The sequence below is a fragment of the Maricaulis sp. genome, from assembly GCF_030149515.1.
In the GTDB taxonomy this organism is placed as follows: domain Bacteria; phylum Pseudomonadota; class Alphaproteobacteria; order Caulobacterales; family Maricaulaceae; genus Maricaulis.
Map to the genome: position 1 here is coordinate 128,383 of NZ_JASBRI010000029.1, position 12,905 is coordinate 141,287.

General features: G+C 66.0%; 13 protein-coding genes. 7 read left to right on the plus strand and 6 right to left on the minus strand.

Annotated elements, in window-relative coordinates:
- Positions 1 to 45 precede the first annotated feature (45 nt).
- Entirely contained in the window at positions 46 to 327 is a 282-nt protein-coding gene (locus Q1U94_RS13940) for a hypothetical protein (RefSeq protein WP_300545829.1), read from the plus strand.
- Positions 328 to 486: 159 nt separating this feature from the next.
- On the opposite strand, the gene Q1U94_RS13945 is transcribed toward Q1U94_RS13940, so the two are convergent.
- Positions 487 to 2,100, minus strand: coding sequence for a hypothetical protein (locus tag Q1U94_RS13945; RefSeq protein WP_300545831.1), 1,614 nt, complete (start codon positions 2,098 to 2,100; stop codon positions 487 to 489).
- Between the two features lie 392 nt (positions 2,101 to 2,492).
- On the opposite strand from Q1U94_RS13945, the gene Q1U94_RS13950 reads away from it, so the two are divergent.
- The gene (locus tag Q1U94_RS13950; RefSeq protein ID WP_366917297.1) at positions 2,493 to 3,092 is read left to right on the plus strand and encodes a 50S ribosomal protein L11 methyltransferase; all 600 of its coding nucleotides are present in this window, start codon (positions 2,493 to 2,495) and stop codon (positions 3,090 to 3,092) included.
- Between the two features lie 117 nt (positions 3,093 to 3,209).
- On the opposite strand, the gene Q1U94_RS13955 is transcribed toward Q1U94_RS13950, so the two are convergent.
- Complete coding sequence (locus Q1U94_RS13955) at positions 3,210 to 3,371, minus strand: hypothetical protein (RefSeq protein ID WP_300545835.1); 162 nt, start codon at positions 3,369 to 3,371, stop codon at positions 3,210 to 3,212.
- Positions 3,372 to 3,416: 45 nt separating this feature from the next.
- Here Q1U94_RS13955 and Q1U94_RS13960 point away from each other — a divergent pair, with 45 nt between their 5' ends.
- The 3 genes from Q1U94_RS13960 to Q1U94_RS13970 all read left to right on the plus strand — a co-directional run bounded on the left by Q1U94_RS13960 (position 3,417) and on the right by Q1U94_RS13970 (position 6,917).
- Complete coding sequence (locus Q1U94_RS13960) at positions 3,417 to 5,201, plus strand: ABC transporter ATP-binding protein (protein ID WP_300545837.1); 1,785 nt, start codon at positions 3,417 to 3,419, stop codon at positions 5,199 to 5,201.
- Between the two features lie 65 nt (positions 5,202 to 5,266).
- Positions 5,267 to 6,100 carry a thioredoxin family protein gene (locus Q1U94_RS13965; RefSeq protein ID WP_300545839.1) on the plus strand — a complete coding sequence of 278 codons (834 nt, stop codon included), beginning with the start codon at positions 5,267 to 5,269 and terminating at the stop codon, positions 6,098 to 6,100.
- Between the two features lie 4 nt (positions 6,101 to 6,104).
- Complete coding sequence (locus Q1U94_RS13970; RefSeq protein ID WP_300545841.1) at positions 6,105 to 6,917, plus strand: PhzF family phenazine biosynthesis protein; 813 nt, start codon at positions 6,105 to 6,107, stop codon at positions 6,915 to 6,917.
- On the opposite strand, the gene Q1U94_RS13975 is transcribed toward Q1U94_RS13970, so the two are convergent.
- Positions 6,914 to 7,342, minus strand: coding sequence for a hypothetical protein (locus Q1U94_RS13975; protein ID WP_300545844.1), 429 nt, complete (start codon positions 7,340 to 7,342; stop codon positions 6,914 to 6,916). The two genes, Q1U94_RS13970 and Q1U94_RS13975, sit on opposite strands and share 4 nt — an antisense overlap.
- A 193-nt stretch (positions 7,343 to 7,535) precedes the next feature.
- On the opposite strand from Q1U94_RS13975, the gene Q1U94_RS13980 reads away from it, so the two are divergent.
- Positions 7,536 to 8,855 carry a trypsin-like serine protease gene (locus tag Q1U94_RS13980; RefSeq protein WP_300545847.1) on the plus strand — a complete coding sequence of 440 codons (1,320 nt, stop codon included), beginning with the start codon at positions 7,536 to 7,538 and terminating at the stop codon, positions 8,853 to 8,855.
- A 53-nt stretch (positions 8,856 to 8,908) separates the two neighbouring features.
- Here the strand turns inward: Q1U94_RS13980 and Q1U94_RS13985 are convergent, their stop codons facing one another.
- Positions 8,909 to 10,150, minus strand: a complete 1,242-nt coding sequence (locus Q1U94_RS13985) for an alpha/beta hydrolase-fold protein (RefSeq protein WP_300545850.1) — start codon at positions 10,148 to 10,150, stop codon at positions 8,909 to 8,911.
- Positions 10,151 to 10,216: 66 nt separating this feature from the next.
- On the opposite strand from Q1U94_RS13985, the gene Q1U94_RS13990 reads away from it, so the two are divergent.
- On the plus strand, positions 10,217 to 10,888 hold the full coding sequence (locus tag Q1U94_RS13990; RefSeq protein ID WP_300545852.1) for a lysoplasmalogenase: 672 nt from the start codon (positions 10,217 to 10,219) through the stop codon (positions 10,886 to 10,888).
- Positions 10,889 to 11,032: 144 nt separating this feature from the next.
- Here the strand turns inward: Q1U94_RS13990 and Q1U94_RS13995 are convergent, their stop codons facing one another.
- Positions 11,033 to 12,082, minus strand: a complete 1,050-nt coding sequence (locus Q1U94_RS13995) for a YdiY family protein (protein WP_300545854.1) — start codon at positions 12,080 to 12,082, stop codon at positions 11,033 to 11,035.
- A 79-nt stretch (positions 12,083 to 12,161) separates the two neighbouring features.
- Positions 12,162 to 12,905 (minus strand): RNA polymerase sigma factor RpoH (gene rpoH / locus Q1U94_RS14000; protein WP_300545857.1); only part of this gene is annotated, 744 nt, incomplete at its 5' end.

A 12,905-nucleotide genomic window follows, 5' to 3' on the forward strand; every position in this document is an offset into this window, starting at 1 on the left:
GGGCGGGGTATCCCGTAAGCGGACGTTGGCGGAAGGGAGGGCCGATTGCTGGTGCCGCCGAACTCGAAGCGGCCAACATATCCGCAAACGACTCCTGCCAACAAGTCTCCGGCAAATCCGGGGCGGTTCAATGACGGCCCGGTGAGCCTTGGGCTGGTCGTTACCAAGCAGATGGTCGACCAGGTCGAAGCGCGCCATGCACAGGTGCCCGAGCGATTGTCCGGCGACACCGCCTATAGCTCGGCCGACATGCTCTCTCGCATCGCCGACACCAAAATCACCCAACTCAATGACCTCCCGCCCTGGACCTACGCTCAGCGCCGCTGAGCGTAGGCGAAGTCGGTCTTCACCGGCAGATCGGGTTCACCGGACCGCGTCTGGTCAGCCCGCAGGCCGGTTGGCGGAGGTCCTGCAGACTAACCACATTACGATCTGCATCGGCGATGCGATCCTGCCTCATCCCGGTTTTAGGGTTTCACGTCGCTTCTACGTGTACTGTCCAAGTCTCGCGGCGAGGGGATCGAGGTCATTGCGCATATTCCTGACAGCCCTTTTCAGGCCGTTCAGCTCGCCAGCGTTCGCCATGCCTCTCGCAATACCCACTAATATGATGAAACCAATCATCCCCGGCCCGCCCCACATGGCAACCCGCGCCGGGATGCCGGCATCCACAACAAGATAGGAAGTCAAAGCTAATGGTATAAACAATATAAAACTAGTTGCAATAAATGAAACGAACGGGTTCTCAGACTTTGCTAAAAACATAATAAAAATAACTATTGCGAAAGCTATAAGTATAGCTGTTGGCCAAAATGGGAAGGCGGTGCCATGTGTGATGGGGTCTATAAGTGGTGTGTATATAAAAAATACAATGGACAGCATTATCAGAATTCCTAGCAAAGTTTTCGATATATTTCCGAACGCCTCGCTACTATGATTGCTCACTTTGAGCTGGTGGGACTTTATCGTGCTGTCTATCTCTTCGCGAACATGCCTCGCTAATTCGCTCATCGATTTCTCCCACCGCACCCGCCGTTCCCGCAAATCGAGGAAACCTCGCTGCATGATCTCGAACGTCTTTGTCAGATCGCCGAAGCGGGACCAGGCGGAAAGCCTGTGTCCCTTTGCATTCGCCTCCGCCCGGATGGCGGCGAAGTCTTCCTGCATGTCGCGTAGCTCTTCGAATTCTCCTTCATGCTGACCTCGCAGCCATTTCTTGAGGGCCGGCGCGAGTGGCGCGGTCCAGTCCTGTGCAAGGATGACGACGGTTTTGGGATCGTGAAAAAAGGCTCTGATGATGAGGTTGAGGGCCTCTTCCTCATGTTCGGCCATTAGCAGGACATGCGCTGCCTGTATGTAAACGCCCGCATCGTTAGGCATGAGTTCGGCGGCTTCGCGCGCATGTCGGGCGGCGGCGATCTTGTCCTTGTCGACGAAGGCGACCGCAGCGAGATCGAGAAGGGCGTCAGCGGTGTGGGCCGCATTTTCCGGGTCGAGCCGGCCGTATTTGACGGCTTTTCCGAGAAGATCGGCGGCGCTGGCGGCATCGCCGTCGATGTAAAAGGCGATCTTGCCGAGATACAGCCAAGGGATGGGAAGAAGATCGTGATGCTCGATCGCGGCCTCGAATTTCTGGCGGGCGTCCAACATGTAGTCGTTGCCGCCGCGAAAGAGTTGGAGGCCCGCTCGCATCTGTTCAATCGCCCGTGTTTCCTCCGGGCTCCTTAGGATCTTTATGAGTTCGGCGAGTTGGTCGCTAACGCGATCGAGATGTGCGCTGATTTCCGAGAATCCACGGTCCACCGCATGAATAAGCGTTGAAAGTTGATCGCCTATCGCCCGCAGCTCGCCAAGCGCAGCGTGCATATAGCCTGTCATCTCCCGGAGTTCGCCGGCAACTCTTCGCGATGCATTTTCGGTTGCAGCGCCCAGTTCCTGGAGCCGTCCGACTGCCTTTTCGACTGCATGCGCATTCCGCTCGGCACGCTCCGCCGCACCGCTATTTCCCTTCTCCAGCGCATCACGGATGAAACGTAGTTCGTCGAAATACGCTTCATCCACCCGCGATGCGCCATCGGGATAAACGCCCCACCAGCTCATGCTTCCCCCCCGGACGTTCGAAGCGTACAACGCCCCCGGGTATGGCGCAAGCGAACCCGCGGCGCGGTGGTGATGACGGCCCGCTTACGATAGAGCCTATGCGAAGGGCCCCTGGCATCTGCGGGCGATATTCTCCTTCTTCTACTAAGTCCCCTCCTGCGCCAAGGCGGACATAAGAAAAGCGAGACCGGCCCGCCGTTTTCCGGCGACGAAATCCCGCCATTCTTCCGAAGGGGCCGCGACCGGGCTTCAGGTCACGCGTGCGGCCATGGCTTGCTCTCGGGCTCCCGCGCCCCTATCGGGCAGGGGCAGCCATTGTGACAGGAGTGCACGTGCCCGGCAGCCCCCGCCTCGACGATCCGCAGGATTTTGTCCGCCGGAATACGGCCCTGATGGCGCCGCCGCTGGTGCCGGAAGTGCGGCTGCACCTGGCCGTCGAGACGGTGGCGATCTGGCAGCAGACCGAGGAGGCGCTGGGCGCGATGGGCCTGCCCCCGCCCTTCTGGGCCTTTGCCTGGGCCGGCGGACAGGCGCTGGCGCGCTATTGTCTCGACCGTCCGGACATCGTTGCGGGCCGGCGCGTGCTGGACTTTGCCGCCGGCGGCGCGGTGTCGGGCATTGCGGCGATGAAGGCCGGTGCGGACCGGGTGGAAGCGTGCGAGCTGGACGCGTTCGCCATCGCGGCGATCGAGGCGAATGCGGCGGCCAATGCGGTGGCGCTGGACACGCGGCTGGGCGATCTGGTGGGCACCGACGAGGGCTGGGACGTGGTGCTGGCCGGCGACGTCTTCTACGAGGACGGGCCGGCGCGCCGGACCGGCGCCTGGCTGGAGAACCTCGTTGCGCGCGGCGCCACGGTGCTGATCGGCGATCCGGGCCGCGCCTTCCTGCCCCGCGAGCGGCTGCAGCGCCTGGCCGGATACACCGTGCCGGTCACCCGCGACCTGGAAGACCGCGACGTGCGCCAGGCCAGGGTGTGGCGCTATCGCTGAGGCCGCGGCCGGGCCGTATCCTGTGCCCGCAGGGCCACACCTCTCGCCTTACGGGCAAAATCGTGCCGGTACGTGCTTGCCCTGCCCGCCGCATCGGGCTACCTCGCCCGTCCCGGATCAATCGGCACAGGTGAGCAGATCCATGACGCGATCCATCCAGGAATAACGGGTAGCCGGCGCGCTGCCTGTTCCCCGCGACAGCCCCGTCCGCGCGATGCGGACCCGGTGCGCGGGCGATTCGAGCGCCTGCCCAGCCCTTTCCCGGATGATCACGATCATGAGGACGGAACCTCTTCCCGCCCCCGGCGGCGTTCCGCAACTGCCATGTCCGACCTTCTCGACGACGACCTCGCAATACCGCGCCAGCGCGAGCTGAAAAACACCCAGGTGCTGGCCTTTCTCGGCCGGCAATGGGCCCGCCGTCCCTGGCTCCTGACGGGGATGATCGGCTTCATGTCGCTGGCCACCTTCACCGAACTGACGATCCCGCTCGCCGCGGGCCGGCTGATCGACACGCTGTCGGCCGGGCCGGAAAACGGGGCGCACTGGCCCGCGCTGTGGATCTATCTGGGCGTGGCCGCCATCTTCTACCTGTTCCGCCAGATGGCCTCGCGCTGCGAAGTGCCCTTCTCCTCGGCGAACATGGCCGACATGACGTCGGATGCCTTCTCGAAGGTCCAGCGCTTTTCCCTCGACTGGCACGCCAACACGTTTGCCGGCTCGGTCGTGCGCAAGGTGACGCGCGGCATGTGGGCCTATGACAATCTGACCATGAACATCATTTTCGGCGTCGGCCCGTCGGTGGCCGTGATGCTGGGCGTGGCCGGGCTGATGGCGGTGCGCTGGCCGCTGGTGGGCGGGGTGGCGCTGGCGATCATGACCGGGTTCGTGATCTCCAACCTGGCCCTGTCGCGCTATTACATCCGGCCGCAGAACATTCGCTCCAACGCGCTGGACAGCCAGATCGGCGGCGCGCTGGCCGATGCCGTGGGCGGTATCGCCACGGTGAAGACGTTCGGCGCCGAGACCCGCGAGGACAGGCGTTTCCATGCGCTGGCCTGGCGCTGGCGGGCCGAGGCCAGGAAGACCTGGCTGCGCTTCGTGAATTCCTGGCTGGTCAATATCGTCACCGACCTGTCGATGCAGGCCGGCCTGGTGGGCCTTCTGGTGTGGCAATGGTCGCGCGGCGCAGCCAGCGCGGGCGATGTGGTCGCCGCGCTGACCGCCTACATGATCGTGGCCGGCTACATGCGCCGCTTCGGCGAACAGGTGCAGCAGGTCCAGAAATCGATGGACGAGATCCAGGACCTGGCGATTTTCGACATCCAGGAGAACGAGGTCGAGGACCGGCCCGGCGCGCCCGATTTCCGGCCTGCGCGCGGGGCGATCCGCTTCGATCATGTCGATTTCACCTATCAGGGCCAGGGCCGGCCGCTCTACAACGACTTCTCCATCGCCATCCGGCCGGGCGAAAAAGTGGCACTGGTGGGACCGACGGGGTCGGGCAAGTCGACCTTCGTGAAACTGGTCCAGCGGCTCTACGATGTCGACGACGGCAGTGTGCTGATCGACGGCCAGGACGTGCGCGAGGTGCGCCAGGACAGTCTGCGCCGGCATATCGCCCTGGTGCCCCAGGACCCGGCCCTGTTCCACCGCTCGATCGCGGAGAACATCGCCTATGGCCGCCCCGGCGCGACGCAAGCCGATGTCGAGCGGGCCGCGAAGGCCGCCCATGCCGACGCCTTCATCCGGCGCCTGCCGGACGGCTACGAGACGCTGGTCGGCGAACGCGGGGTGAAACTCTCCGGCGGCGAACGCCAGCGCGTGGCCATCGCCCGGGCGATCCTGGCCGATGCGCCGATCCTCATTCTCGACGAGGCCACATCCAGCCTGGACAACGAGACCGAGCGCGACGTGCAGGAGGCGATGGAAACGGTGATGGCGGGACGCACCACCATCCTCATCGCCCACCGCCTGTCGACCATCCGCAATGCCGACCGCATCCTGGTCTTCGACCGGGGCCGGGTTGTGGAACAGGGCACGCATGAGGAACTGGCGGCCAATGATGACGGGGTCTATGCGCGGCTTGCCGCGCTGGCGGCCGGCTGATCGGAAACTGGCGCAATCGCGGCGGTCATGCTTTGGTGCGCGCCGATCCAATGCGAGGTGTATCCATGCGTCTGGCCGCCGTGCTCGGTTTGTTTCTCCTTCTCGCCCCCGCAGTGACTGCCGAGGACGATCATCCCCGCCCCTTCGACGGGAATTACGGGGCCATGGACGCGGTCGACGCAGCCCTGGAAGACGCCCGCGAGACCGACAGGCGGCTGCTGCTGGTGCTGGGGGCCAACTGGTGTCATGACAGCCGGGCCCTGGCGCACCACTTCCAGGATGCCCAGCTGGCGGCAACCCTGGAGGCGTATTTCGTGACACGCTTCATCGATGTCGGCTGGCGCGACAGGAACCAGGCCGTCACGGCACGCTTCGGCGTTCCTGCCGTCTATGCCACGCCCACCGTCTTCGTGATCGATCCGCACAGCGAACGCCTCCTCAATCGCGACGCCCGCAATGACTGGACCTCGGCCGCCTCGAAACCGGTGGAAGAGGCGCGCGACTGGTTCGGCCATTGGGGCACGGCCATGCCGCCGGCCGGCGGCGTGCTGGAGAGCTCGCTGATCTATCAGGCCATGCAGGTGGAGATCGAGATCTTCGAGGAGGAGGAGGCGCAACGCCTCGCCGCCGCCTATCGCGACATTGCCCGCTGGCGCGGCCTGCCTGCAGGCGAACGGCCGGAGGGTTTCGCGGCGCTCGAGCGGGAGGTGGAAGACTGGCGGCGCGCCCTGCCCCGTCAGATCGCCCGGCTCCGGTCGGAGGCCCGGCGGCTGGTCGCGGGCGCGCTCGGCGAGATGGCCGGCGACGCGCCCGTCACGGTGCAAACGGTTGCCGCCTTCGACGCGCAGGACCCGGACCTGGCCCTCGACCTTGCCCCGCATGACAGCGAGACCTGGTAGACCCATGCCGCAGCTTCCCTATTACGAAATCCACGCCTTTGCCGACACGGCCCGTCCTCTCTCCGGCAATCCGGCCGGCGTGTGCCTGATGGACGCATTTCCCGACAACGCCGTACTCACCGGGATCGCAGAGTCGAACAATCTGTCCGAAACCGCCTTTCTCGTGCCCCTCGGCGAGGACCTCTGGCATCTGCGCTGGTTCACACCCTCGGTCGAGGTGGACCTGTGCGGTCACGCCACCTTTGCCGCCGGCGCCCTGGTTCTGGAAACCGGAAAGGTGCGCGGCGAGACTGCGAAATTCGACACGCGCTCCGGCCGGCTCGAAGTGAGGCGCGACCGGGCGGGATTTGCCATGGACCTGCCGGCGATCGGCTACCGGCCCGCCGAGACGTCAAGGGCGCTGGAAGCGGCGATGGGCCTGGAGACCGCACCACAGGCCGTTTTCGACATCGACCGCATTCACGGGGCCATCTATCAGATGTGGGTTATGGAGGACGAGGCGGCGGTCAAGCTCGCCGAGCCCGATCATGCCCAGCTGAAGCGCCTGAACACCAATATCATCCTCACCGCGCCCGGCCGCGAGGTGGATTTCGTCTCCCGCTTCTTCGCGCCGGCCTCCGGCGTCGACGAAGACCCGGTCACCGGGTCGGCGCACTGCTCGCTGGCGCCCTACTGGGCCAAACGCCTGGACAAGCCGCGCCTGTCGGCCCGGCAGATCGGGCCGCGCCCCGGAGCGCTCGAGGTCGAGCCCAAGTTCGGGCGCGTGGCCCTCTATGGCCACGCACTGCGCTATCTGGACGGATCGATCTCGGTCTAGTAGCGCCATCCATACGGGCGTGCGTGGCCGTGCCGATAGCGGCGCGGATACTCGATGCGCACATCGATCCAGTGGCGGTTGCCGAACCGGTCCATCACGTAGAACCCGCCATTGCGGGCGCGATAGACGGTTCCCGGCGTACCGTAGCGGACGCTGTCATAGAAGGCCGGACGGTGCCGGTAGTCCCAGCGGCTGGTCTCGTAGCGCCAGGCCCGCGGCGGGCAGTCGATCACGCGCCGGTCGCGGAAATCTTCGCGGCGGTCGAAGCGGCCGGTCACCACACGACTGTCATGCCAGTCCTCGCGCAGGTCGGGACATGCCGCCGCATCGAGCACCCAGGTGCCGGCGCTGGCGGAACCGGCGAATGCCGCCGGGGCAGCAGCCGAAAATACCAGGGCGGCGGCAAGGGATTTGAACGGGATCATGAGCGTTTTCCTTTCCAACGGGCAAGTCCCCTCGTTGGACAGGATTGGGCCATATCGCCGCTGAGCGGGGATTGAATGCGGCGTTCAGCGAACGGTCACCTTTGTGAACGCTAGATAGGCCAGGGAAGGAAGTGCTTGGTTCGGCCTTGAAATTGGCGCACAAGCGCGGAACGATATGGGGACAGGAGCTGTCATGATTTCTCGCATCTGGGCCGCCGCCGTACTGGCGCTCGCATTGCCGGCGATGGCAGCCGGCCAGGACCACCACCCCGGCGAGCCGGCCCTGGCGGGCGCGCCGCCGGGCGCCAATGACGGCGAACGCCTGTCGAGCCGGGAAATCGGCCGCTGGCTGAGACAGATATCCGAGAAACCGCCCAAACCTGGCGCCGACGACGCCCCGTCGGGCCGTTATACCGGCAATGATACGTGCCAATGGGCCAATGACGGCGAATGCGACGATCCCGGCCTGGGAACCGGCGCATGCCCGCTGGGCACCGACTATTCCGATTGCTGGCGTCTCGTGGAAGGCGTCGAGGACAATTCCTGCCAATGGGCCAATGACGGCGAATGCGACGAGCCGGGCTTCGGCACGGGCGCCTGTACCCAGGCAACCGATCTCAATGATTGCGGCGACGTGATCCATCTGCGCTTCCGCAATGACAGCTGCGAGACAGCCTTCGACGGCGTGTGCAACGAGCCGGGTGTCGGTGACGGCACCTGCGCGGAACGCTCGGATCGCGCCGACTGTTTCGGCCGCGACCGCCCTCTGGGCATCAATGACCACTATTTCGGTCATGACGACCGCGTCTTCATGGACACCGCGCAATTCCCCTGGAATGTGGTCGGCCAGGTCGATTTCGACTCAGGCGGCGCCTGTACGGCAACGCTGATCGCCGAGGACGTGCTGATCACCGCCGCCCACTGCATCAGCGACAATGGCCGCATGGACGCACGCGGCACCTTCACCACCGCCTATGCCCGGCCCGGCGGCCCGGCAACGGCGCGGGTGATCGACTATTACAACGATCCGGACTGGAACGAGCAGCGCTTCTCCTCGGGCGACGATCTGGATGGCACCGACTGGGCGCTGCTGCGCATCGACCGCCCGCTGGGCGCGGAACTGGGCCATGTCGGCGTGCGCGGCCTGGTCGACACGGCCGGCAATCGCGGCGCACGCCAGGCGGATCTCTACCAGGCGGGCTACAGCTGGGATACCGGAGCCCACCTGTCCGGCAATATCGGCTGCCATATCGTCGAGGTCTATGGCGACAACACGATGGCCCACAATTGCGACACCACGCGCGGCGACAGCGGTTCGCCCTTCATGGTGCGCGAAGGGGACGAGTATTTCGTGGTGGCCACGGATTCCAACTTCCGCTCCAATCCCGGCGGACCGATGATCTACATCGCCGCCCGCTCGGAGCGCTGGCTGCCCTTCTACGAGGACTTCGTGGCCGGCCGGCTGGGCAATGACAGCCCCCGCCCGCGCGGCCCCGGCAAACCTCCGAAATAGGGATTGTACGTCCTCCCCGCGTGCCGTGGGGAGGGCCCCATTCCGGACACGCCCTACTCGCCCAGCAGGGCCACCAGCCCGTCCGCCAGGGCGTACCGCCAGGCCGCCACATCGTGACCGCCGGGGAAGACGGCCAGTTCGACCTCGTAACCCGCCGCCTCCAGCGCCGCTGCGAAACGGCGATTGGTCTCCAGCATGACATGGCCGTCATTGGTCGAGGTCTCGACATATTCCAGCGAGCCCGCTGCAAGATGGAAGCGCGGCGCGTGCTCCTCCGCCGGCGGCACTTCGCGGGCCAGCCATTGCGGTGGCTCTCCGTCAGGCGACCAGTAGAAGGAACCGGACAGCGACAGCACCGCCCCGAACGCATCCGGCCGCGCCAGCGCCGCCCGGCTCACGGCCAGGCCGCGCCGCGACGCACCGGCCAGGATGATGTTCCGGGGTGCCGGGTCGAGTTCGTGCTCGTGCAATGCCGGCAGGAGCTCGTCGGCGAGAAAGCGGGTCTGGTCGGCGTAATTCTCCGCGGCGCTGGCCGGATCGAGCTGGTCGATCAGCACGACATGAACGGGCGGTATCTCGCCGGCGATGGCCAGGTTGGCGGCGATTTCCCAGGCCGGCGCGCGCACGCCCCACAGAAAGGCATCGTAGAGAATGAGGAGCGGCGCATCCGCCCCGCCATCCGGCGCCCGGTAGAGCTGAAGGAAGACGCTTCGCTGCAGCGCCGTGCTGTCGATGGCGATCGCCTCGGGCTGACGCGCCAGCCGGCCCGGCCAGGGCCGCACCGGAGCCATGTCGGGGGCCCGGTCGAGCCGCAGCACGGCCTCGGCCGCGGCACCGTGAAGCCGGCGCCGGTTTTCCGGATCGGACTGCCGGCGCCATTGCCCCTCACGTTCGACCAGGAAGGAATAGGCCGCTTCGACATCGCGCGGCACATCCAGGCTCAGCCACCAGATCCCGCTGTTGCCGATCTGCGTCAGCGGCAGGGTGAAGTCGCGCCGGTAGTCGGTCACGGGCTGCCGGGCGCGCGATGCGGCAATCACACTGTCCAGCCGCACGGCGCCCGTATCGGGCCGGGTCTTGACGGCGAAGGTGACGCGGGCAAGCCCGGTCCTGTCCGGATGGGGTTCGACGATCGGCAGCCCGTCGGCCACCAGCCGGCGCCAGGCCTGCTCTGCCGCATGCGGCTGTTCCGCCAGCAGCGCTTGCGCCTCGGCGACCGCTGCGGGTGCCTGCGCCTGCAACACGCCGGCCGAAACCGCAAACGCCACCAGCAATCCTGCCAGCCCCGACCGCATGCCGATGCCCCTTTCTCCGTCCTGCCGCCCAGTCTAGCGTGATACCGTTTCGAGGGGAGACGGACCATGACATTCCTGCTGCCGCAGACCGTCCGGAACGACCGGGCTGCGCAAATCCTGCTGGGCCTGTCGGCCCTCTTCGGCCTCGCCTATCTGTTCGACGATTTCGGCCTCGGCGCGCCCTATCCGCTCGATGTGGCAATCAAGGCCGCGGGCATTCTCCTTCTCGCCGGCTTCGCCCTGCAACAAAGACACCCGGTTCTCGCGCTCGGTCTTTTCCTGGGCGCGCAGGGCGACATCTTCCTGGCGCTTCAGCCGGCCCAGCTCCCGCTGGGCATCGCCGCCTTCGGCCTGGGTCATCTCGTCTATATCTACCTCTTCGCCATGATCCGCCTGCGCGACGGCGCCCGCGGCAGCTGGAGCCGGATCGGCGCCCTGGCGCTCGCCGCCTATGGCATCGTCATGCTGTCCTGGCTGCAGCCCTATTTCGGCGAGCTGCGCCTGGCCGCCTCGATCTATAACGGTATCATCCTGGTGATGGCGATCCTGGCCGTACTGGGCCGCGCACCGGCCCTCGCCCTGGCCGGCGCGCTCCTCTTCGTGGTCTCCGACAGCGTGCTGGCCGTGCGCCTGTTTGCGGACGGGCTGGACTGGGCGGGCCCGGTTGTCTGGATCACCTATTATCTCGGCCAGGCCGGGATCGCGGTTGGCCTGGCGAGCACCGCCCGGAGCGCCTAGCCGCATAACGCTACAGAAATGCGGATCAAAAGCCGCATGCAGCCGCCTTGCAGTCCGACGTCTCGGCGCTGCAGATCGGCTTTGACGCCCTGGCCATCCAGGCCAGCCGCAGCGGGCGGCATGCGCTGGGGCTGGTAGCGGACTTCAGAAATTGCGGACGATGGAAAAATCGAGCCGGCTGTCGGTCGGCTCGACATCGGGCTGTGGATCGAATTCGTGCTTGACGCGATAGCCCAGTTCCACGCCCCAGCCCTCGGATATCGCGGTGGTCAGCTTGAAGCGCTGTTCGCCGCGCGGTTCCGGTCCGGCCAATAGGGTCGTCTCCGAGGACAGCTGCGCCGTCTCGGTGAGCGTCATGTCGTAGACCGAACCCAGTTCCATGACCCAGCGGGTGCGCCCGTTCCGCCCCACGGGCACGCGATGGCGGACGCCGGGACCGGCACGCAGGATCCAGCTCTGCCGCTCGCTGTCGAGCGGATGATAGGTGGCGCCGCCGGCGAGGACGGCGGAGTAGTCGTATCCGGACATGCGGTCCTGCTCGAGACTGGACCCGATGAAATAGCTCCAGCGATCCGCCGAAGGTTGTTCGCCGCGGGCCTCGACCAGCCAGCGGTCGCGCGTCACATGGCCGGAATTCTCCGTGTAGTAATATTCCAGCTTGCCGTCGAAACCCCAGCCGCCATTGAGCGGACGGCTGAGCTCCACGGCAAGATTGTAGTCGGACTGTTCGGTATTGCCGCTGTCGATCGCCAGGCCCAGCTTGGCCTGCCCGTCCCAGTGATAGGGGTGAAACCAGTCGGCATATCCGTGCCAGTGACGCACGGTACCGGCCGTCTCCGCCGTGCCTGCCGGCGTCCTTGCGGCCGCGGCGGATTCAGCCTCCGCCTCGGCAATCTCCGCCCCGGCGGCCACCGGACCGGCGGCGGCCGTGACGGCGGCCGGTTCCGCCGTCTCGCTCCAGGCCTCCAGCACGTCCATGCGCCGCGGCGCCAGCTCGGCCACCGCCGCGATCACATCGCTGCGGCCGCCCGGCGCGACCGTGGCCAGGAGGTTGGCGGTCTCCAAAAATTCGGCATCGGACTGGCGTGCATCCGCGGCCCCGAGCAGGGCCCGGTATTCCTCGGACAATTCAGCACCGGCGGCGGGACACAATACCGCCGCCGCGCAAACCAGCGGACCAACAAACAAGCGCATACGCATGACCTTTCGTATGCGCAAAGACCTACCGGCGGATCGCCGGCAGGTCCAGTCATGCGGTACGCAAATTTCCGGATTAGTTCATGAGGCCCTGTTCCGCCGCCATCGATTTCATCGCCTTCTGCAGTTTCTCGAAGGCGCGCACCTCGATCTGGCGGATGCGTTCGCGGGAGACGCCGTACTGGTCGGCCAGTTCCTCCAGCGTCTTGGGCTCCTCGGTCAGGCGGCGCTCCTGCAGGATGTGCTGTTCGCGCTCGTTGAGCTCGCCCATGGCCGATTGCAGCAGCGTCATGCGGGTTTCGAACTCGTCCGACTGGACCAGCTCGTCCTCCTGGCTTTCCGCTTCGTCATCGGCCAGCCAGTCCTGCCATTGCCCCTCGCCCTCGGTGCCGCGCAACGGCGCGTTGAGGGAGGCGTCGGGACCGGACAGGCGGCCATTCATGGAGGTAACCTCGTCGGTGGTCACGCCCAGCTTGGTGGCGATGGCCTCGACCTGGTCGGGCTTGAGATCGCCATCGTCGATGGCCTGCATCTGGCTCTTCATGCGGCGCAGGTTGAAGAACAGCTTCTTCTGGGCCGCCGTGGTGCCCATCTTCACCAGCGACCAGGAACGCAGGATGTATTCCTGGATCGAGGCGCGGATCCACCACATGGCGTAGGTGGCCAGGCGGAACCCCTTGTCGGGGTCGAATTTCTTGACGGCCTGCATCAGGCCGACATCGCCCTCCGAGATCACCTCGGCCACCGGCAGGCCGTAGCCGCGATAGCCCATGGCGATCTTGGCCACCAGACGCAGGTGGGACGTCACCAGCCTCTCGGC